General features: G+C 41.8%; 19 protein-coding genes and 1 rRNA gene. 9 read left to right on the forward strand and 11 right to left on the reverse strand.

What is annotated here, in order from left to right:
- Positions 1-107, reverse strand: a 16S ribosomal RNA gene (locus CSV79_RS13595); the annotation flags it as partial.
- A gap of 409 nt (positions 108-516) precedes the next feature.
- Complete coding sequence (locus CSV79_RS13600) at positions 517-1,410, reverse strand: DMT family transporter (protein WP_099689640.1); 894 nt, start codon at positions 1,408-1,410, stop codon at positions 517-519.
- 127 nt (positions 1,411-1,537) lie between these two features.
- On the opposite strand from CSV79_RS13600, the gene CSV79_RS13605 reads away from it, so the two are divergent.
- A complete protein-coding gene (locus CSV79_RS13605; RefSeq protein WP_099689608.1) occupies positions 1,538-2,260 on the forward strand; it encodes an MgtC/SapB family protein in 723 nt (240 codons plus the stop codon).
- A gap of 141 nt (positions 2,261-2,401) precedes the next feature.
- Here the strand turns inward: CSV79_RS13605 and CSV79_RS13610 are convergent, their stop codons facing one another.
- Positions 2,402-3,565 carry an iron-containing alcohol dehydrogenase gene (locus tag CSV79_RS13610; protein WP_099689609.1) on the reverse strand — a complete coding sequence of 388 codons (1,164 nt, stop codon included), beginning with the start codon at positions 3,563-3,565 and terminating at the stop codon, positions 2,402-2,404.
- Between the two features lie 103 nt (positions 3,566-3,668).
- Between CSV79_RS13610 and CSV79_RS13615 the strand changes: the two genes are divergently transcribed.
- Positions 3,669-3,905 carry a DUF378 domain-containing protein gene (locus CSV79_RS13615; protein ID WP_099689610.1) on the forward strand — a complete coding sequence of 79 codons (237 nt, stop codon included), beginning with the start codon at positions 3,669-3,671 and terminating at the stop codon, positions 3,903-3,905.
- A gap of 44 nt (positions 3,906-3,949) precedes the next feature.
- Here CSV79_RS13615 and CSV79_RS13620 read toward each other — a convergent pair whose 3' ends face one another.
- The 3 genes from CSV79_RS13620 to pruA form a co-directional block, all read right to left on the reverse strand.
- Positions 3,950-5,194, reverse strand: coding sequence for a Glu/Leu/Phe/Val family dehydrogenase (locus tag CSV79_RS13620; RefSeq protein WP_099689611.1), 1,245 nt, complete (start codon positions 5,192-5,194; stop codon positions 3,950-3,952).
- A 138-nt stretch (positions 5,195-5,332) separates the two neighbouring features.
- Positions 5,333-6,526 (reverse strand): ornithine--oxo-acid transaminase, encoded by a 1,194-nt coding sequence (locus CSV79_RS13625; protein ID WP_099689612.1) that lies wholly within the window; start codon positions 6,524-6,526, stop codon positions 5,333-5,335.
- Positions 6,527-6,559: 33 nt separating this feature from the next.
- Positions 6,560-8,104 carry an L-glutamate gamma-semialdehyde dehydrogenase gene (pruA, locus tag CSV79_RS13630; RefSeq protein WP_099689613.1) on the reverse strand — a complete coding sequence of 515 codons (1,545 nt, stop codon included), beginning with the start codon at positions 8,102-8,104 and terminating at the stop codon, positions 6,560-6,562.
- A 174-nt stretch (positions 8,105-8,278) separates the two neighbouring features.
- On the opposite strand from pruA, the gene CSV79_RS13635 reads away from it, so the two are divergent.
- Positions 8,279-9,583 (forward strand): AAA-type ATPase lid domain-containing protein, encoded by a 1,305-nt coding sequence (locus tag CSV79_RS13635; RefSeq protein ID WP_099689614.1) that lies wholly within the window; start codon positions 8,279-8,281, stop codon positions 9,581-9,583.
- Between the two features lie 36 nt (positions 9,584-9,619).
- Here CSV79_RS13635 and yugI read toward each other — a convergent pair whose 3' ends face one another.
- From yugI to CSV79_RS13655, 4 genes are all read right to left on the reverse strand, one after another.
- A complete protein-coding gene (yugI, locus tag CSV79_RS13640; protein WP_099689615.1) occupies positions 9,620-9,994 on the reverse strand; it encodes a S1 domain-containing post-transcriptional regulator GSP13 in 375 nt (124 codons plus the stop codon).
- Positions 9,995-10,121: 127 nt separating this feature from the next.
- Positions 10,122-10,382: a DUF1871 family protein gene (locus CSV79_RS13645; RefSeq protein WP_099689616.1), complete on the reverse strand. Its 261-nt coding sequence runs from the start codon at positions 10,380-10,382 to the stop codon at positions 10,122-10,124.
- A gap of 363 nt (positions 10,383-10,745) precedes the next feature.
- Positions 10,746-10,967 (reverse strand): hypothetical protein, encoded by a 222-nt coding sequence (locus tag CSV79_RS13650; protein ID WP_099689617.1) that lies wholly within the window; start codon positions 10,965-10,967, stop codon positions 10,746-10,748.
- A gap of 29 nt (positions 10,968-10,996) precedes the next feature.
- Positions 10,997-11,587 (reverse strand): peptidylprolyl isomerase, encoded by a 591-nt coding sequence (locus tag CSV79_RS13655; protein ID WP_099689618.1) that lies wholly within the window; start codon positions 11,585-11,587, stop codon positions 10,997-10,999.
- Between the two features lie 199 nt (positions 11,588-11,786).
- Here CSV79_RS13655 and CSV79_RS13660 point away from each other — a divergent pair, with 199 nt between their 5' ends.
- A complete protein-coding gene (locus CSV79_RS13660; protein ID WP_099689619.1) occupies positions 11,787-13,028 on the forward strand; it encodes an MFS transporter in 1,242 nt (413 codons plus the stop codon).
- Positions 13,029-13,346: 318 nt separating this feature from the next.
- Entirely contained in the window at positions 13,347-15,200 is a 1,854-nt protein-coding gene (locus CSV79_RS13665; RefSeq protein ID WP_099689620.1) for a transglycosylase domain-containing protein, read from the forward strand.
- Between the two features lie 39 nt (positions 15,201-15,239).
- Here CSV79_RS13665 and CSV79_RS13670 read toward each other — a convergent pair whose 3' ends face one another.
- On the reverse strand, positions 15,240-15,812 hold the full coding sequence (locus CSV79_RS13670) for a YufK family protein (protein ID WP_099689621.1): 573 nt from the start codon (positions 15,810-15,812) through the stop codon (positions 15,240-15,242).
- A gap of 183 nt (positions 15,813-15,995) precedes the next feature.
- Here CSV79_RS13670 and CSV79_RS13675 point away from each other — a divergent pair, with 183 nt between their 5' ends.
- The 4 genes from CSV79_RS13675 to CSV79_RS13690 are packed head-to-tail and all read left to right on the forward strand — an operon-like array spanning position 15,996 to position 20,631.
- Positions 15,996-18,404 carry a Na+/H+ antiporter subunit A gene (locus CSV79_RS13675; protein ID WP_099689622.1) on the forward strand — a complete coding sequence of 803 codons (2,409 nt, stop codon included), beginning with the start codon at positions 15,996-15,998 and terminating at the stop codon, positions 18,402-18,404.
- Positions 18,391-18,813 carry a Na(+)/H(+) antiporter subunit B gene (locus tag CSV79_RS13680; protein ID WP_099689623.1) on the forward strand — a complete coding sequence of 141 codons (423 nt, stop codon included), beginning with the start codon at positions 18,391-18,393 and terminating at the stop codon, positions 18,811-18,813. The genes CSV79_RS13675 and CSV79_RS13680 overlap by 14 nt, the downstream gene beginning before the upstream one ends.
- Positions 18,813-19,154, forward strand: a complete 342-nt coding sequence (locus CSV79_RS13685) for a Na(+)/H(+) antiporter subunit C (RefSeq protein WP_099689624.1) — start codon at positions 18,813-18,815, stop codon at positions 19,152-19,154. Before CSV79_RS13680 ends, CSV79_RS13685 begins: the two co-directional genes overlap by 1 nt.
- Complete coding sequence (locus tag CSV79_RS13690; protein WP_099689625.1) at positions 19,147-20,631, forward strand: Na+/H+ antiporter subunit D; 1,485 nt, start codon at positions 19,147-19,149, stop codon at positions 20,629-20,631. Before CSV79_RS13685 ends, CSV79_RS13690 begins: the two co-directional genes overlap by 8 nt.
- Positions 20,632-20,633: the final 2 nt, after the last annotated feature.

Consider the following 20,633-nt stretch of genomic DNA (forward strand, 5'->3'; position numbering starts at 1 on the left):
CGTCCGCCGCTAACAGTTAGAAGCAAGCTTCTAACTGTTCGCTCGACTTGCATGTATTAGGCATGCCGCCAGCGTTCGTCCTGAGCCAGGATCAAACTCTCCATAAGACTGACAGTCGATATGCCGCGAATTGCATCGTTGATTTCAGTCGTTCAGTCAGTCACGTACCTGAGTACGCTCCTTCCTTCTCTTCTTCATCTCCTAGCACTTCACAACATCTCGCCAGTCAGTAAAACAGAAATTCGATTAGCTCGAGTTTCATTTGCTGGCATCAATTAAGATACTCATTTTGTTTATGTCACCAACAGAGTCAATGCACAAACGTATATTTCGTTAACGTTTTGCTGTTCAGTTTTCAAGGTTCATTTTTTCGCTTCTTTCTAACGCGACTTCATTATTCTACACCGTACGTCACAATCCGTCAAGAACTTTTTTAAAAAGTTTTTTCAGTGTTTTGTGAGCGCCTCAAGCGACAAGAACTAATATACAACATAACGGATATAGAATGCAAGTGTTTTATAAAAAAAGTTTATTCTTTATCGCTTTAAAGTCGATCAAATACAATATAATCCCCGCCAGAACAACGATCGCACCTATAAATTGTGAAATTGAAATACTTTCGCGGAATATAAAATAGGCTGCTATAGAAGCAATAACTGGTTCGAATAAAATAGCAATGGAGATTACATTTGTACTCACCCACTTAATCGCCCAGTTAAATAATGTGTGTCCTAGTAAGTTAGGTAAGATGGCTAATGCTAGAAACCAGCCCCAATCGGATGCTGGATATTGTATGAACGATTGTTGAGAGCTTAGTACATAAAAGAACAAAGCAATTGAACTTGCCGAGTAAACAAGGAATGTATACGTTACAAGAGACACTCTCTTGCGTACACCTTGCCCAACTAATAAGTAAGCTGTGATGAAAGCGCAGGCTACTAAAGCAAGTGCATCGCCAAATAATGCAGATCCGCTAATCTGAAAATCTCCCCAACTGATAATGATGCTTCCTGTTAACGCAATCAATACAGACATAAGCATTTTACTGCTAATGATCTCATTATAGAAGAGAGCTGTACCAGCCAACGCAAATATAGGTTGTAATGTGACTAGCACTGTCGAACTTGCAACTGACGTATAGTTGAGAGATTCAAACCAAAGGATGAAATGTATGGCTAGAAATACTCCTGCAATTGCAGAAAACAACCAATCCTTTCTAGTTAACTCTTTTAACTCGTGTCGATTGGAATACAAAAACAAAGGAAGCATAATAATTACCGAGAAAAACATACGATAGAATGCAATGACTCCTACATCAGCTGTTGCTAGTTTTACGAAGATAGCTGATAGCCCAACCGTTATAACACCAATCGCAATCATAAGATATGGATTGACAGCGCGTTTATTCATCACGAATCACTTCTCTTTCACTTCCTAGAACTTCTACATTGAAAAATTAAGGCACGTTTAGGGCGAGTATCGTATTATAGTAGTATATAGACAATCTCCCTATTTTGTCAGCAAAGGAGGAGGAACTATGCAGACCATACTAACAGAGTCATTTAATTTGGAATCAATCATCAAAATCGCTATTGCACTTTCGCTAAGTATTATAATCGGTGTTGAAAGAGAGATTAAAAAGAAGCCGATTGGATTAAAAACGAGCGCAGTCATCGCCACTTTTAGTTGTTTGCTAACAATCATCTCTATTGAAGCGGCTTATCTCGTCCCCGCCCGTCCTGATATCAACATCACAATGGACCCCCTACGTCTTTCCGCACAAATTGTCAGCGGAATCGGTTTTCTAGGAGCCGGGGCTATTCTGCGTAGAGATAATGACAATATTACCGGACTCACAACAGCTGCTATGATTTGGGGGGCGGCTGGTATAGGAATTGCTGTAGGTGCAGGTTTCTATTTGGAATCACTTTTCACAGTTATTAGCGTCATGATAGTTATTGAACTCATCGCACCATTCTTAAGCAGATTCGGCCCAAGACGACTACGAATGAAAGAAGCTAATTGCACGATCATCATTACAGATAAATCCAAAATCGAAGCACTTATTCAATATTTGCGTAAGGAAAGTATGGATGTAGATCATATGCGCATCAAACAATTTCAAACAGACGATCACCACTATCGTCACGAACTACATTTTATGCTTACCGTTTTACCTAAAAAATCTACTTCTTCGCTTTATGTAGAACTCACTACTCTTTCTTATGTAGAGTCTGTCGAATTAGTTATTTACCCATAAAACGCGCCAAGTGTTAAAAACTTGGCGCGTTTTACTCGTATATGATAAACCAAAAGGATAAATACTTAAAGTGAACACACTAGTAAATCGAAGTGCACGGTGGCGTAATGACATTTTCTCCGGCCACCGACATACCAGCCCTTACAAACTAGCTTTTAGTAGCGTTAAAACTTCTTCTTGAGACAACTGTGCGTAACCGCCGAGTGGTCCGTTGATAGCTGCCTTTTTGGCAATCAACTCCAACTTGCTATCATCTATGTCGTAATCTGCAAGCGAAACGGGCGCACCGATTGTCTTCCAGTAGGCGCTCAATCGACCAATACCTTCCATTGCAATCTCTTCATCCGTTTTGCCGCTTGGATCGACTCCGAATACGTTAACCGCCAACTGCACATAACGCTTCGGATTACGTGAATAAGTTTGCTTCATCCAATGTGGGAATAGTATCGCTAAGCCACCTGCGTGTGGGATATCGTAGACTGCTGATACAGCATGTTCAATATCATGCGTCCCCCAATCCCCTCTTGTTCCCATAGATAAGAAGCCGTTCAACCCCCAAACGCCTGAAAGCATCATCGTTTCCCGTAATTCCATATTGTCTGGATCTTTTACTAGCTGTTCACCAGTAACCATCACGGAACGTAATGCAGCTTCACACATTTGGTCTTGGAACGGTGTATTGTCTGACGTATGGAAGTATTGTTCGAAAATATGCGACATCGTATCGACTATCCCATATACTGTTTGATCCAATGGTACCGTCAATGTATACGTAGGGTCTAGAATGGAAAATTTCGGATAGTTGAATGGACCACCCCAACCATATTTCTCTTGCGTCTCTTCATTTGTAATAACGGAGCCTGCGTTCATCTCTGAGCTAGTTGCCGTTAGAGTCAAGATGGTACCGAATGGCAACGCTTCCTGTGGTCTAGCTTTTCCCGTCACAAAATCCCACGGATCTCCATCATACTTCGCTGCGGATGCAATCAATTTCGTACAATCAATAACTGAACCGCCCCCAGCCGCTAAGATAACATCAATATCTTGTTGCTTACAAAGGTCTGCGCCTCTTTTCGCAGTAGATAATCGCGGGTTCGGCTCTACTCCCGCCATTTCAACTACTTCAAAATCATGCGCGTTCAATAGGTTCATCAATTCATCATACAAACCATTACGCTTAATGCTTCCACCTCCGTACACTAGCAGCACCTTTTTCCCGTAATTCGCAAGTTCTTTAGGTAATTTTTGTAGCTGCTCTTTACCAAAAATTAATTTAGTAGGATTATGAAAAACGAATGGATTCATCTGTACTCCTCCTTTTTCTTCCCTCTATTATGAAAAAGATGTAATTACGATGCAAGTATACTGTTTCAAAATAGGGATATACTTTAATGTAGGAGGGGATCTTATGGAAACACTTCAAAAACTAGCGCTAGCCGTCACGATTATTGGAGCTTTAAATTGGGGAGTCGTTGGAATTTTTAAATTCGATGTGATTGCGCAATTGACAGAAGGCGCTTATCAACCGTTAGCACGATTTTTGTATGTCATCATTGGACTATCAGGTTTGATGACACTAAGTGTGTTGTTTAATTATTGGCAGCGGACTGATGATGAACCAGTACCTACCCCTACGGTTGATTAACAAAAAAGACACCCCCTCTAAATAAGAAGGGATGTCTTTTTTACTTAAACCCAACCACGGAAGCGGCTTGCTTCAGCAGTTCTACGTACACCAATCATATACGCAGCTAGACGCATATCAATATTACGAGTAGTCGCTACATTATAAACGTTCTCGAATGCCGTAACCATTTTCTCCGTCATTCGCTCACGCACTTCTTCCTCTGTCCAGTAGTAACCCATATTGTTCTGAACCCACTCGAAGTAAGACACGGTTACACCGCCAGCACTCGCTAAAACGTCCGGAACTAATAAAACACCACGGTCCGTCAAGATTTTCGTTGCTTCAGATGTCGTAGGACCATTCGCTGCTTCTACGACGATATTCGCCTTAATTTTATGAGCATTTTTTTCAGTAATCTGATTTTCAATTGCTGCCGGAACTAAGATATCACAATCCATTTCTAGCAATTCCTCGTTTGTAAGCGTGTTATCAAATAATGTAGTGACTGTTCCGAAACTGTCACGTCGATCGAGTAAATAGTCGATATCCAAGCCATTCGGATCATGTAACGCACCATAAGCATCAGAAATCCCGATGACTTTCGCGCCTGAATCATGCAGGAACTTAGATAAGAAGCTACCCGCATTACCAAATCCTTGAACGATGACCCGTGCACCTTTCATATCGATATTACGACGTTTTGCCGCTTCATTAATAATAATCGTTACACCTTCTGCAGTTGCACGGTCACGCCCATGAGAGCCGCCAAGTACAACTGGCTTTCCTGTAATGAATCCAGGAGAGTTAAACTCGTCAATTTTACTGTATTCATCCATCATCCATGCCATGATTTGTGAATTTGTGAAAACATCTGGTGCAGGGATATCCTTTGCAGGTCCCATTACTTGACTAAGCGCGCGAACGTAACCACGGCTTAAACGTTCTAACTCACCCATTGACATTTCACGCGGATCACAGATGATTCCACCTTTACCGCCACCATATGGCAAGTCCACGATACCCGCTTTAAGTGTCATCCACATAGAAAGCGCCTTCACTTCATCGGCATTTACGCCCGGGTGGAAACGAACGCCACCTTTTGTAGGTCCAACTGCATCGTTATGCTGACAACGGTAACCAGTAAATACTTTTACTTTTCCATCGTCCATACGGATAGGAATTCTTACTTCCACCATACGTAGTGGTTCTTTAAGTAGTTCATACATTCCTTCATCATAGCCTAACTTTTCAAGTGCTTCTTTGATGACAACTTGCGTAGACGTAAATAGATTCAGGTTTTCTGTCATTGTATGGTTCGCCTCTTTGTTTGGTATTGTCTTTCTCGCACACATTATAACATGTGCACATTGAAACTTCCACCCATCAATTCCAAACCTTTTCCGAATTTATTATTCGGTGCATTCGGATGTCAGTGTGGATGTTTTTTAGTCGGAAAATACAGAACGAATTTTTTCAAGCGCCCAATCTAATTCTTCTTTTGTTATGATCAAAGGTGGCGCGAAACGAATAACTGTATCATGCGTTTCTTTACATAGTAAACCTAGTCCCTTCAGTTCTTCACAGTATGGACGAGCTGCTTCTGTCAATTCCACACCAATGAACAACCCACGGCCACGCACTTCTTTAATCGATGGATGAGAAATCTTCTTCAATTCACCCATAAAGTAGTTACCAAGCTCTTCTGATCGCTTAGCTAGTTCTTCATCTTCTAACACTTGAAGTGCCGCAATCGAAACGGCACACGCCATTGGATTACCCCCAAATGTTGATCCGTGAGAACCAGGATTAAATACACCTAGCACGTCTTCATTTGCCAATACGCAAGAAATCGGGAATACACCGCCACCTAGTGCCTTTCCTAAAATATACATATCTGGCGTTACGCCATCATACTCACATGCGAACATTTTTCCTGTACGGCAAAGCCCCGCTTGGATTTCATCCGCAATGAATAGTATGTTTTCTTTTTTACAAAGTTCAGAAGCTTCCTTCAAGAAGCCGTCTGGAGGAATGATGATTCCAGCTTCCCCTTGGATTGGTTCAATTAAGAATGCAGCTGTGTTTGGCGTAATCGCCGCTTTTAACCCTTCGATATCACCGTACTCTACTAATTTAATACCCGGCAATAAAGGACCGAATCCTCTTTTATACTCTTCATCAGATGATAAAGAAATCGCCCCAAGTGTACGGCCGTGGAAATTTCCAATACATGCAATAATTTCTGCATGATCGCCTTCTACACCCTTCACATCATATGCCCAACGTCTTGCTGCTTTTAGAGCTGTTTCTACAGCTTCAGCTCCAGTATTCATCGGCAGGACCATGTTCTTGCCTGAGAGCTTAGCAAGCTTTTCATACCATGGACCTAATTGATCGTTGTGGAATGCACGTGAAGTTAATGTCACGCGGTCTGCTTGATCTTTCAACGCTTGAATGATTTTCGGATGACGATGCCCTTGGTTTACCGCTGAGTAAGCCGCAAGCATATCCATATATTTATTGCCTTCCGGATCCTTTACCCAAACACCTTCCGCTTCCGCAATAACAATCGGAAGTGGGTGGTAGTTGTTCGCACCGTATTTTTTCGTTTGATCGATAATCATCTTTGATTTCGTCATATCTTTACACTCCTCGGTATACAACTTGTTTTCTTACAGCATTTCAGATGTTGTTTTACCTTGCATATGCAATTGAAGATAATCTGGACCGCCCGCTTTAGAATCTGTACCTGACATATTAAATCCACCAAATGGCTGATATCCAACAATTGCGCCTGTACATCCTCTATTGAAGTACAAGTTACCTACATGGAAATCTTCGCGCGCTTGTTCGATATGATGACGATTTTTCGTAATCACTGCACCCGTCAATCCATAATCTGTATCATTTGCGAATTCAATTGCTTCCGTGAAAGAAGAAGCTTTAGAAATCGCTACAACCGGACCAAAGATTTCTTCTTGCGAAATGCGCGCAGTCGGATCTACGTCTGCAAATACTGTAGGCGCAACGAAAAACCCTTTAGAATCGTCACCTGTACCCCCTGCAACTAGACGACCTTCTTTTCTACCAATCTCGATATACTCCATCACTTTATCGTATGCCGCTTGGTCAATAACCGGCCCCGCCAGGTTATCACCATCTTCTGGGTTACCCCATTTGAACGACTTAGTAATTTCTTCTACACGCTTTACTACTTCATCGTAGACATCTTCATGAACGATCGCACGGGAACAAGCGGAGCATTTCTGTCCACTAAAACCGAATGCGGATTTTACAATGGATTGTGCCGCAAGTTCTAGATCCGCTTCATTGTCCACTACAATTGTATCTTTACCACCCATTTCCGCAATTACGCGTTTTAGCCAAATTTGACCGTCATGCACTTTAGCTGCACGTTCGAAAATACGCGTTCCCACTTCACGAGATCCAGTGAATGAAACGAAGCGTGTAGATGGATGGTCCACTAAATAGTCACCGATTTCCGAGCCAGAGCCCGGTATAAAGTTGACCGCACCATTTGGCATACCCGCTTCTTCTAATACTTCGATAAATTTATACGCAACTACTGTAGTTGTTGATGCCGGCTTTAATAGTACAGTGTTTCCTGTAACTAGCGCTCCGACAGTCGTTCCTGCCATGATTGCGAATGCGAAGTTCCATGGAGAAATAACAACGCCTACTCCTAACGGAACGTAATCGAAACGGTTATACTCTCCCGCTCTGCTTTCTACCGGCATACCATCTTTTAATTTCAGCATTTGACGTCCGTAGTATTCTAAAAAGTCAATTCCTTCCGCAACATCCGCGTCTGCTTCATTCCACGGCTTACCCGCTTCTTTTGTCAGCAATGCAGAAAATTCGAACTTACGACGTCTAACGATTGCCGCTGCTTTGAATAAAACGTCCGCACGGAATTCTGGCTTCACTTTTCTCCATGTCTCAAATGTTTCTATTGCGGTTTCCATAGCCTTTTCAGCTAGTTCACGACTCGCTTGTGACACATTACCGATTAACTCTTCTTTATTTGCAGGGTTAATAGATGCTAACTTCTTGTCCGTCATGATCCGTTCGCCACCGATAATCAGTGGGTAGTCTTGACCTAAATAGCTTTCTACAAGTTTCAAACCTTCTTCATAGGCTTTGCGGTTGCCCTCATTTGTGAAATCTGTAAATGGTTCGTGTTTGTATGGAATCATTAGTAATCAAATCCCCCTTTTATTTTAGACGCAAAATATATTTGCATTTGGTAGCGTTTACATATATAATAATGCAAGAGTGTGTTGCGTTTTGCAAGTGTTTCAATAAAAAAGTTTTCTTTTTAGTTGAAAACATGCAGTCTAGTGAGGATTTTTTTAAGGAAGGTGTACTATATGCGCACAAATACTATGTTAGTCACTCTATGCAACCAATTCGCAGTAGATTATGCCAATATTGGGATTCACGCGGTTGATCATAGCGGAAGAACGATTATCTACAACCGTAAAATGAAAGAAATTGAAGGACTAGATCTAGAAGAAGTCAAAGATCGCTCCATTCTAGAATTATTCAACTTCGACAAAAACGAGAGCACGTTGCTAAGCGTTTTACAAAGCGGTCAGCCAGAATTACACGTTAAGCAAACGTATTGGAATTCAAAAGATATGGAAATTACGACGATGAACGATACGTATCCTATTTATCATGAGGAAGAGTTACTTGGAGCCATTGAATTCGCACAAGATATCACCGCACTAGAAAAGTATGTCATACAACCGTTACGAAGAACGAGCGGGCCAATGACATTCGATCGAATTACCGCTCAATCCGACGCAATGAAATCTATCCTATCAACAGCAGAAAAAGCGGCCAACGCAAGTCTGCCTGTTCTACTCATTGGAGAAACCGGAATAGGCAAAGACCATATTGCAGAAGGCATACATCATGCTTCTTCCACGACTGAGCGTGTATTCCATACATTCTATTGTTTAAATACCGACATCGATGCCATTCAACGACTCGAACTATTATTGCAAGAACAACCCGACATGACACTGTTTTGTGAACGTATTGATCGTTTGTCTGTTCCTTTACAAAAAACGCTAGTACATGTTTTGCAACGAGTAGACAAAAGTCATCAGTTCATCGCAAGTATTGGTGATGATCCCGTTGAATTGATCGCTTCAGGGGCGTTAGTAAAAGAGTTGTATTACTTTTTCGCTTCATTTGCAATTCGGATCCCCCCTCTTCGTAAACGCCCCGAAGATATACAACCATTTGTCGAGGCTTATATAACGAGTAGAAAAGAGATGCTCGGAACAGCGCTAGCTACAATTGATGATGAAGTTATGGAACTTTTCCATAGCTATAGTTGGCCAGGTAATTTACGTGAACTGGAGATTTTATTGGATGAAGTTTCGTCGATGTGGGCGATGGAGGAGAAGTTAACTGTAGAAATGTTGCCATCACAATTTCGAGCGAAGACGGTAAATTCTTCAAATACAGACGTACAACCTAGTGACTTTATCATTCAAAACGAATCTAAATTAGTGCCATTGGATCATTATTTACGTGAAGCTGAAACATATTATTTAGAAAAAGCGATGAAATTGCATGACGGTAATATTACAAAAACCGCAACTGCCCTTGGAATGAGCAGACAAAATTTGCAATATCGATTAAAAAAGTTAAAGAACTAAAAAATCACAGAAGCAGCTAGCTGCTTCTGTGATTTTTTAGTGACCGGATTGTTGGATCCAATCTTTTAACTTATCTTTTAGTGAGTTGAAGCCATCTGCATCTTGCTGATCTACTCGTTCTTGTAGGGATTGGCGAGGACGGTGATGATTCAAATAGGAACTTGGTGGTTCTTGTAATGCACGTATAGATAAGCTGATTTTACTTGCACTGTCATCTACGTCCAACACTTTTACTCGAACTTCTTGCCCCACTTCTAAAAATTCATGAATGTCTTTGACGAATCCGTACGTAATTTCAGAGATATGCACTAACCCTTGCGTTGAAGCATCAAGTGCTACAAACACACCGTACGGCTGGATTCCGGTAACTTTTCCGGTCAGCTCATCTCCTACTGCAAATTTGTGAGACATGCAAAACAGCTCCCAATCTATAGTAGTATCTAGTCTGCCAATATGGCCGCTTCATAGTATACCATATTTTGAAGAATTGAACAAAAAACCACCATTTGCAACAATAGTGGTTTTGTTCAATATGGTTTTAGACGATACATTTTGCTTCGTATTTTACTGCCAATAGTTTGTAAGATATATCCATACATTTTTCTAAAGGTATCCAAATTTCATAGGAATGTTCATATACCTTGCGAATACATTTCGCTAAGTCTGTCGGATGGTCGATGCGCTCGAGTTCTGACACGACGTCAGCGATTTCTACGTCATATCCATCTTCGCCCACTTGGAAAGGGTCCCATTCCTTTAACAACACAACAGCTCTTTTGTTCATTTCCATGGTTTGCATAATTCGTCACCTGATTTGTATTTTCTTTTTATCATAGCATAGCGCACTGCAAGAGCAAAGAGGGACGCCACACTTTCGACAAATTTAAAATACTTTTACGTTTGGACGCGTTTAATAGAGACCCGGAAAGATGATGTATGCCGTTTCGTTGCATTTCACTGTTGTTTGCTTCTAAAGTTAGCGAGTGGAATATTAGTCTACTACGTAGCTTGCCAACTTGAACTTAACAAAGTTGATTACGTCACCAAGTCACTTGATAACTATGAAATGTACCTTTCCAGTATTTCTTTCATACGTTCGGATACAAAAAACTGCAGACAAGTTCTCTAGAGATAGAGGTTGTCTGCAGTATAGCTTCTCGCGTCAGTCGACGGGATGTTGTGTTTTTTGATTTTGTTGACGTTCTCTCAAAATACGTTGCTCAAGCTCTTTCGTATCTTCTTCTTGCCGTTTGGACTTCTTGATGATCCAACGAAATACTAGCAGCATCAATGTCATGAAAATGACGAATGAAATGGCTGCTGGGATGTATTCTGATTTGTCTTCAGGAAAGTATAGGAATGGCATTAATAATACGAAATCCATGCTAGATCCCCCCTATTGGTGCGTCAAGCTTATTTTTGAAGAATTTCAATAGATTCGATTGAAATTTCTTCTTTTGGCTTATTGTCTCGGTTACATTTTACGCCAGCGATGTTATCGACAACGTCCATCCCTTCGATCACTTGACCAAATACTGTGTGGCGCTGATCTAGGTGTGGAGTACCGCCGTTTGCTGCATACGCTTCAGCAATTTCGTCTGGCCAACCACCTTTTTTCAATTGGTCAGGTGATGCGCCAGCTAGTCCTGCGTTTTGAACGATGAAAAATTGACTTCCGTTCGTATTCGGTCCAGCATTCGCCATTGATAGCGCGCCGCGAATGTTGAATAGATCCATTGTGAATTCATCTTCGAATGTGTTACCGAAGATGCTTTCTCCACCCATACCAGTTCCAGTCGGGTCTCCACCTTGAATCATGAAATCAGGAATTACACGGTGGAAGATGATGCCGTTGTAATAGCCGTTTTCAGCGTGAGTTAAGAAGTTCTCAACTGTTTTCGGTGCTTTTTCTTTAAAGAGCTTTATTTTGATAGGCCCCATTGTTGTATTCATGATAACTAGCGCTTCGTTTTCTGCTACTTCATTTGATAATTGCGGGTACATGGAATTCCTCCTTTGATTTACGTACGTTGTTAATTTCTACTCTGTTTTGTGCATAAAAACAGTCTACCATAGATAGTTGGAAATTTCGATATTTGTACTTGTGACAGTTAGTTGACAATACGCAAGTCTAAACGGTTTCCTTCGCTTACCGAATTGTTTTATACTAGTGCATATACAAATTCATGAGGGTGGTCCAAATTTGAGTAGACATAAGAAGAATTTTATTATCATCTGGGTGACCAACTTTCTTGTTGCTGGTACGATGACGATGATCATGCCTTTTCTTTCGCTATATATAGAGACTTTCGGAGATTTCTCAGAAGAATATGTTCAAAAGTGGGCTGGATTGATTTTTGGAGCTACGTTCATTACGGCTTTGATCATGTCACCTATTTGGGGACGGTTCGCTGACCGTTATGGGTTTAAGCCAATATTGCTAATTAATGGTTTTGGAATTGCGATTTCCGTATTTTTGATGGGATTTGTTGATTCAGTTGGAGCCTTTCTTGTATTACGGTTAGTGAATGGCTTAGTGACCGGTTTCTTGCCAACTTCTTTAGCATTCATTTCGTCACAGACGCCACGTGAACAAGCAGGTAAAATGCTTGGTACGTTACAGATGGGCGGCGTTGCGGGGATGTTGTTCGGTCCTGTATTAGGTGGGCTGATGGCAGATAGTTTCGGCTTTAGTTATACGTTCATCATCACATCGGTTTCTGTTGTTATTGCCGCGTTGCTTGTATTGGTTGGTATTAAGGAAGAACATCGAGTCAAAACTCGGAAAGTCGTAGCCTATTCTCGGAAAGTGATTTTAGTCGGATTGTTTAAGCACCGTTTAATGTTCAATGTGATGATCGTTACCACGTTGATTCAAGTCGGGAACTTCAGCATTCAGCCTCTCCTTTCGCTGTATGTCGCGGATTTGACGCACGCTGCCACTAACGTTGCCTTCCTTGCCGGATTGACATTTAGTGCAACTGGACTAGGAAATTTATTATTCGCTCGTCTGTGGGGGAAATTTGGAGATGACTTTGGTTATGAAAAAGTACTAGGGATTTTGCTCATCCTGTCTTTCCTCTTCATCATTCCGCAAGCCTTCGTTTCCTCACTTTGGCAACTGATTTTACTGCGTTTCTTATTCGGTATTTCAACTGGTGGGATGATTCCAATTACAACCGCACTCGTCAGACGCGAAGCACCGCTTGAAGTGCAAGGTGAAGTAATGGGTTATAACACCAGCTTCCGTTTCCTCGGCAACATCATCGGTCCTATGTTCGGCGGGATCGTCAGCGGCTATATCGGAATTCCAGCCGTCTTCATCGTCACGGGTGTATTGTTCGTCATCGGTTATGCGTTCCTAACCTACGCGATTAAACGACCTACCCAAGACTTCGAACACTATTTGGAAGACCAACAACTCGCCAGCAATCACAAGGTGTAGAGTACACTTAACATATAAACTGTAGACAAACTCTCGAAATATAGAGTTTGTCTACAGTTTTTAGTTTGTAAGGCCGACTATGGCTAATCGGGATTTCCGTTCCAAGCGGACGCTAAATGCTTGTGTTCCTAACGCTACTCTGTTACTCACAAAAACCATTCTTCGTGAAAACTTTTCCTGCGGGAGTGACCGCTCTGCCCGACAATCTCTACATAAGAATGTAGATAATAATTCTGTTTTCTCACCCCCCTTGGAAGTTTATGTTATATTTCATGCAATACACTATGGACTTTTTCTCGCAGGTAAGGAGGTAGCCCTTTGAGGCAGTTACTTGGTTTATTGATCACGCTCACATGTTTTCCACTACTATTATTCATCCAAAATCAAATACAAGCTGAGGTCGTGCAGACGGAGACGCTTCATGAGAATATTCGCGAAGCTGTGCAACTGCAAGCGCCCGTCATCGAAGCACCCGTTCAGATGACAGACCGCAACGGGCAAATGTTTGCGGAAGAGTATGTCGAGTGGCGACGCCCGATTGACTTGAAAGAGATGACATTCTTCACGCGACAAGTATTCCTACAAAGTGAAGACCGCTCATTTTATGAACATCGCGGATATGACATCGCCGCCATCATCCGTGCTTTTACGATCAATGCTGCGGCAGATGATAAACGGCAAGGAGCGTCCACAATTACGCAGCAAGTTGTACGTATGCGTTATTTAACGACTGAGAAAACGTATGAGCGAAAGTTTAAGGAGTTATTTCTTGCAGCCGAACTAGAGAAACAATCATCCAAAGACGAGATTCTTGAAATGTATTTGAATGAAATGTACTTTGGCAATCGTGTGTACGGCATTGGCGGTGCCGCTACTTACTATTTCAGCAAGCCTCTGGAGAAATTAAACGAAGGTGAAATCGCCTTTTTAGCAGCAATTCCGAATAACCCTTCCCTGTATGATCCATTGAAACATTTCGATCGAACGAAAGAGCGTCAAGAACGTATGCTGAATGTACTCGTCAAACAGCAAATCATTACGGCTGAGCAGTATGAAGAATACCATCAATTGCCGATTAAACTGCACATCAAGAAAAAAGAACAAGATTTTCCGATGTACAGCTCGTATGTATTGGAAGAACTCAAACAACTCATTGCACGTTCAGAAGGTTTGGACACCTCCCTTTTAAAGGCAAAAACGATGGAAGAACGACAACGCTTGCAAAACGCAATCAACCAACGTGCAAGAGAGATTATCGGACAAGGGCTAATCATAGATACAGCACTAAACCCATCAAAGCAACTCCATGACCAAAACAGGCTTTCCGCGCTCTTGGGCAATAGCGGTGTACAAGCTGGAGCCGCCATCATCGACAATGAAGCGCGTGAAATCGTCAGCCTCTATGCAGGTACAGGGTATAAGAAAACAGATTTCAATCGTTCCTACCAAGCCGTTCGTCAGCCAGGGTCAGCGATTAAACCACTGCTCGTCTATGCACCATTTTTTGAAAGCGGACCGTTTCATGCAGACACCCCGATTAACAGTAGTAATATTTGTATTCAAGGGTATTGCCCCCGCAATTTCGGCAATTATCAATTCGGTACGACATCTATTCGGGAAGCATTTATCAATAGTTACAATACAACAGCTGTTCGTTTGTTGCAGCGCGTAGGCATCGACAATGCGTTTGCTCATTTGAAGCCCTTCAGCTTTCAACATGTATCAGCGGAAGACTATGGATATCCAGCCGCATTAGGTGGGTTTTCAAAAGGTGTGACACCGCTAGAGCTTGCGAGTGCCACGACCAGTTTCATAGACGGTATGTATTCAACGCCACATGCGATACGAGCGGTGAAAGACCTAGACGGCAACATCCTATACAAATGGAATGAATCACCGAAAAACGTTTGGTCTTATTCCACAGTCAATAGCATTCGTTCGTTAATGCAGGACGTTGTGCTGAACGGTACGGGGCAAGGAATTTCCCACTCGACTAGTTATACCGGTGCAAAAACTGGTACAACCGATTCTTATAAAGACTTATGGGTCACCGGTATGAACGACCACTATACATCCGCTGTTTGGATTGGGTACGACAAACCAGCCCCTCTCCCTACACTGCGCGCTCAAAATTTGCATCTTCGAGCTTTTTCCTCCACGATGCGCGAATAACCCCCTGCTGTTCCGAATTCCGGAGTACCAGGGGGTTTTTCACTTGATTGGATTAGAAAAAGGAACACTAGCCAAAACGCCATTATACAAACGGATTAAAATATAGACGAGCACTGCCAATAAGACACTCCACACAATGATTTGAAAGAATATCAAGCCAATTGTATGGGTCAGAGACATAAAAGGACTTACTTTATATACGACATAAATGAAGTAGACAAATGAGGTGATGATGAAAATAAGCACCATTGTATTCCACGACTGAATACCTGCCACCGAAGCAAGAGCACCGATAAAGTAAATGACGGCTCCAGACTTTGATGCACTATAGGACGCATTCGCTTCTTCTCTTAAAAAGAACAACAACGCAGTTTCGTGAATGGTCACAGCGATTAACTTAAGCGCGGCGAATACCATGAAAAACACTAATGTATACACTGTCAATAAAAAGATACGTAGCTGGAAATCAGATAAAAACTCACGCATTCCTTGATATAGCCCAATTTCTTTAAATAAGATTATGGATTCCCCTACACTGTATACGCCAAACGTCAAACTGAATAACACGACAGTGACGAAAGGTAAATAACCAAACAAATACGGATTTTTCATAAGACACCTCAAAAATAAATTTTTACCCACCTAATAATATAAGAAGGAAGTCGAATAAAGCAATAATTGGTCAGTTGTTGACTATGCAATTTAAAATGTTTTGCGCTATACTAACAAATACGTCCACGCATATGCCTCTGGACTATTAATTATATAAAGAAATTGTATGGAAGGAGGATTCTTTTGGAATTCGTGTTATTGATTTTTTTACCTGTGATTTTCGCGATACTCGTTCCTTTTGTTTATAAGTATATCAAGGGAATACATACGGGTTGGCTAGTGTTACTTGTCCCACTAGCATTGTTCAGCTACTACCTTAGCTTCATGCCGCTGATGATGGATGGTGGTCATGCTATATCTGAACTAAAATGGATTCCGTCACTTGGAATTACGTTTACTTCTTACATAGATGGTCTTAGTTTATTATTCACGTTATTAATTACCGGTATTGGTTCATTGGTTGTATTGTACTCTGTTTTCTACATGGATAAGCAAAAAGAAGACCTAGGTAGCTTTTATGTCTATTTACTACTCTTCATGACCGCTATGTTAGGTGTTGTACAGTCAGACAATACGATAACGCTTTATCTGTTTTGGGAACTAACATCTATTTCATCATTCTTATTGATCGGCTTTTGGTATACGCGTGACAAATCACGTTTTGGCGCATTGAAATCGATGATGATTACCGTTTTCGGTGGTTTGATGATGCTTGGGGGTTTCACATTACTCAGCATTATGGGTAATACGTTCTCCATTCGGGAATTAATCGCACAAGCACCAGAATTAGTAAACCACCCTTACTTCACGTTAGCGTTACTACTAATCTTGCTTGGTGCATTTACGAAATCTGCGCAGTTTCCGTTCTATATTTGGTTGCCTGATGCAATGGAAGCGCCTACTCCCGTCAGTGCGTATTTACACTCCGCTACGATGGTTAAGGCGGGAATTTATTTGGTCGCACGTTTTACACCGATTTTCGGTACGTCGTCCACATGGATTTGGCTCGTTACAGGCATCGGTCTACTAACGTTATTCTGGGGTTCTTTTTTCGCTGTAAAGCAAACTGATTTGAAAGCAATCCTAGCATTCTCTACCGTAAGTCAGCTCGGATTGATCATGTCTTTGCTTGGCGCAGGTGCAATTTCTTATCATACGACGGAAGCGATGTTCGCGCTTGCTACGTATGCAGCAATTTTCCACTTGATCAACCATGCAACCTTTAAAGGCGGACTATTTATGATCGCGGGAATTATCGATCACGAAACGGGTACCCGAGATATTCGTAAACTTGGTGGATTGATGAGTGTTATGCCAATAAGTTTTACGGTTGCATTAATTGGTTCATTTTCGATGGCGGGCTTACCTCCATTTAATGGATTCTTAAGTAAAGAGATGTTCTTGGATTCCATGGTTGCCCTTCAACATTTTGAACTATTCAATTTTGATACATGGGGTATCTTATTCCCGATTATTGCTTGGGTTGCAAGCGTATTCACGTTTACGTATAGTTTGTATTTCGTTTTGAAAACGTTTGTAGGTCAGAAGAATTTCGAACAGTTGCCAAGACAGCCACATGAAGCGCCGATTGGTATGCTTCTTTCGCCTATGATTTTGGCTAGTTTGGTACTTATCTTTTTCTTCATTCCAAACCTTGTCGGTAAATGGATTATCAAACCCGCTGTGATGGCTGTGCAGCCTACATTGTATGCAAGCCCTGAAGCCGTCGATGTTCATGTACTGGCATGGCACGGTTTTGGCTCAACCGCTCTTTGGTTGACTGTCGGTATCGTAATTGTCGGTTCGTTACTATACGTGACGATTCCAAAATGGCAACCATTGTATAAAATCCAACCCGCAAAACTTTCGCTAAATGAAGGCTATGATGCCTTGATGCGCGGAAGTGAAAAGGGAATGAATCGCATGTCACGTTTGTATATGGATGGCGTAATTCGGACCTATTTACTGTATATGTTCGCATTTCTTTCCGTCACGATGATCGCGGTATTGTTCATCAAAGATGCGTTTGTTATCGATATGACTAGCTTCACTGCGCTTTCACTTTATGGCGTACTGAATGCCGTCATTTTGGTATTGGCTGTTGGCTTCGTTGTGTTTGCTAAATCTCGTTTAGCAGCGATTATTGCACTTGGTGGTGTCGGCTATTCTGTCGCGCTATTCTTTGTTATTTTCAAAGCACCCGACTTAGCTTTGACGCAACTTGTTATTGAAACGGTTTCAGTCGCATTGTTCTTGCTAGCGTTCAAGCACTTACCTGCACTAAGTTCACACGGTGAAACTGCGAAGACAAAAATCGTTAACTTCGTTGTTGCTTTGAGCGTTGGTGTCATGGTGACATTAGTCGCCCTATCGAGTCACTCTCAAAAATTGATTCCTTCAATTTCACAGTATTATAAAGATACGGTCGCAACGGAGGCGGGAGGCGGAAATATCGTCAACGTCATTCTCGTAGATTATCGTGGATTTGATACATTTTTTGAGATCGGGGTACTGGCAATTGCCGGAATCGCGGTACTCGGTATGATCCGCTTGCGTGTATCGAGAAAGGAGACTACTGATGAAAACAAATGATGTCATTTTACAAACCACAGCTAAAGTAGTGTTTTTCATCATCTTCTTATTCTCGATTCACATTTTCTTCACAGGACATTATGCACCCGGTGGAGGATTCGTTGGTGGTCTTTTGACGACCGGTGCCATTGTACTCTTGTTATTGGCGTTTGATTTGCGGACCATTCAGCAAATTTTGCCATTTAACTTTACCGTCGTCACAGCGATTGGTTTAGTATTGGCGCTCGCTACGGCCGCAGGTTCAATCTTTTTCAATGTACCGTTTTTCACACACGCTTATGACTATTTTACGTTGCCGTTGTTCGGGAAAACTTCTCTACATACAGCCATGTTGTTCGATAGTGGTGTGTATTTAGTAGTCGTCGGCTCCGCCATTACGATTATTCAATCGATTGGAGGAGATGACTGATGGAACTAGTACTTTCGATCATTATCGGTGTGTTATTTACAGCGGCTGTTTACTTGATACTTTCTCGGAGCTTATTGAAAGTAATTTTAGGAACAGGATTGCTAAGTCACGGTGCGCACTTACTGATTTTAACGATGGGCGGACTTGGTGGTATGGCTCCTCCAGTGTTAATTGATGGAGTAACAGATTTTGCTGATCCCCTACCACAAGCTTTGATCTTAACAGCAATCGTCATCAGCTTTGGTGTAACTGCTGTGATGCTCGTTATGGCGTATCGTATGTATGCCGTGCACAAAACAGATAATATGAATGAATTGAGAGGGAATGATGAACATGATTAATCTTCTTTTATTTCCGATCATTATTCCTTTCTTTTTCGCGATGGTTTTATTGTTTTTCAAAGAGCAGGTGGTCGTCCAGAGAGTTGTAACATTGATCGGATTGGCTCTCAGTCTAGTTGCCTCTTGTTGGCTTGTCGCGACAGTGAAAGTAGAAGGAATCCAAACTGTGACTCTCGGAAGCTGGCCTGCACCGTTCGGAATTACGATGGTGTCAGACATGTTTTCCGCACTGCTAGTCACTACTACTATTTTACTCACTTTCTTTATTGTGGTGTATAGCTTTAAATCCATTGGAGTAGAAAGAGAGAAATTCTTCTACTATCCGGCGATTCTATTCATGATTACGGGAATCAATGGTGCATTTACAACAGGTGATATTTTTAATATGTTCGTATTCTTTGAAGTGTTTCTCATCGCTTCTTACTTACTGATTGTCCTTGGCGGCGAGAAAAGACAGCTTCGAGAATCGATCAAATATATTTTAGTGAATGTCATTTCCTCCGCACTTTTCGTCATCGCGGTTGCTTATCTATACTCCGTGGTTGGTACATTGAGTATGGCCGACATTGCTATGAAGATTGCAGAAATTAACCAACCAGGAATTATCTCCGTTATTGCGATCTTATTTTTGATCGTCTTCGGGATTAAGGGTGCGATTTTCCCATTATATTTCTGGTTGCCAGGTTCGTACGCAGCTCCACCTATTCCTGTATTGGCGTTGTTCGGTGCGCTGCTGACGAAAGTTGGTGTCTATGCGATTACGCGTACATATACGTTATTCTTCGTGCATGATATAGCATTTACGCACCAATTCTTGCTTGTACTGTCGTTGTTGACGATTGTAGCAGGCTGTATCGGAGCGCTTGCGTATTTCGATTTAAAACAAATTATTATTTACAACATCATTATCGCAGTAGGTGTCATTCTGTTTGGTGTAGCTCAGATGAACACTACAGGTATGGAAGGCGCTGTCTATTATTTAATTCATGATATGTTAATCAAGGCCGCTTTGTTTGTCTTGATTGGGATTATCATTTATATAACTGGCACTTCGAATTTACGCGAAATGGGTGGGCTTATTAAGACACACGCGTCGCTTGGATGGTTTTATCTGATTGCAGCATTCGGCTTAGCTGGGATTCCGCCACTGAGTGGATTCCTTGGTAAATTGCTTATTATCAAAGGTGGTTTTGAAGCAGATCATACAGTCGGTAGTATTGTTATCTTGGCTTCCAGTTTAATCGTCTTGTTATCTGTGATTCGGATCTTTATCTACGCTTTCTGGGGCGAACCGACTCAACCATTACCAGTGACGAACAAAGGGACGTACCGTGCGATGATGATGCCTGCTGTTGCTCTTGTCGTTCTTACGATTGCGTACGGTGTTGGTGCAGAATGGCTTATGCCTTACATGTCGGATGCGGCTAACGTGCTTACAGATCCGTCCATCTATATTGATGCGGTGCTAAAGGAGTAGAT

The sequence above is a fragment of the Sporosarcina sp. P13 genome, assembly GCF_002743055.1.
In the GTDB taxonomy this organism is placed as follows: domain Bacteria; phylum Bacillota; class Bacilli; order Bacillales_A; family Planococcaceae; genus Sporosarcina.

Coding starts and splice junctions, on each gene's coding strand:
- CSV79_RS13600 (WP_099689640.1), bottom strand. CDS start 1,410: ATGAATAAACGCGCTGTCAATCCATATCTTATGATTGCGATTGGTGTT.
- CSV79_RS13605 (WP_099689608.1), top strand. CDS start 1,538: ATGCAGACCATACTAACAGAGTCATTTAATTTGGAATCAATCATCAAA.
- CSV79_RS13610 (WP_099689609.1), bottom strand. CDS start 3,565: ATGAATCCATTCGTTTTTCATAATCCTACTAAATTAATTTTTGGTAAA.
- CSV79_RS13615 (WP_099689610.1), top strand. CDS start 3,669: ATGGAAACACTTCAAAAACTAGCGCTAGCCGTCACGATTATTGGAGCT.
- CSV79_RS13620 (WP_099689611.1), bottom strand. CDS start 5,194: ATGACAGAAAACCTGAATCTATTTACGTCTACGCAAGTTGTCATCAAA.
- CSV79_RS13625 (WP_099689612.1), bottom strand. CDS start 6,526: ATGACGAAATCAAAGATGATTATCGATCAAACGAAAAAATACGGTGCG.
- pruA (WP_099689613.1), bottom strand. CDS start 8,104: ATGATTCCATACAAACACGAACCATTTACAGATTTCACAAATGAGGGC.
- CSV79_RS13635 (WP_099689614.1), top strand. CDS start 8,279: ATGCGCACAAATACTATGTTAGTCACTCTATGCAACCAATTCGCAGTA.
- yugI (WP_099689615.1), bottom strand. CDS start 9,994: ATGTCTCACAAATTTGCAGTAGGAGATGAGCTGACCGGAAAAGTTACC.
- CSV79_RS13645 (WP_099689616.1), bottom strand. CDS start 10,382: ATGCAAACCATGGAAATGAACAAAAGAGCTGTTGTGTTGTTAAAGGAA.
- CSV79_RS13650 (WP_099689617.1), bottom strand. CDS start 10,967: ATGGATTTCGTATTATTAATGCCATTCCTATACTTTCCTGAAGACAAA.
- CSV79_RS13655 (WP_099689618.1), bottom strand. CDS start 11,587: ATGTACCCGCAATTATCAAATGAAGTAGCAGAAAACGAAGCGCTAGTT.
- CSV79_RS13670 (WP_099689621.1), bottom strand. CDS start 15,812: ATGAAAAATCCGTATTTGTTTGGTTATTTACCTTTCGTCACTGTCGTG.
- CSV79_RS13680 (WP_099689623.1), top strand. CDS start 18,391: ATGAAAACAAATGATGTCATTTTACAAACCACAGCTAAAGTAGTGTTT.
- CSV79_RS13685 (WP_099689624.1), top strand. CDS start 18,813: ATGGAACTAGTACTTTCGATCATTATCGGTGTGTTATTTACAGCGGCT.
- CSV79_RS13690 (WP_099689625.1), top strand. CDS start 19,147: ATGATTAATCTTCTTTTATTTCCGATCATTATTCCTTTCTTTTTCGCG.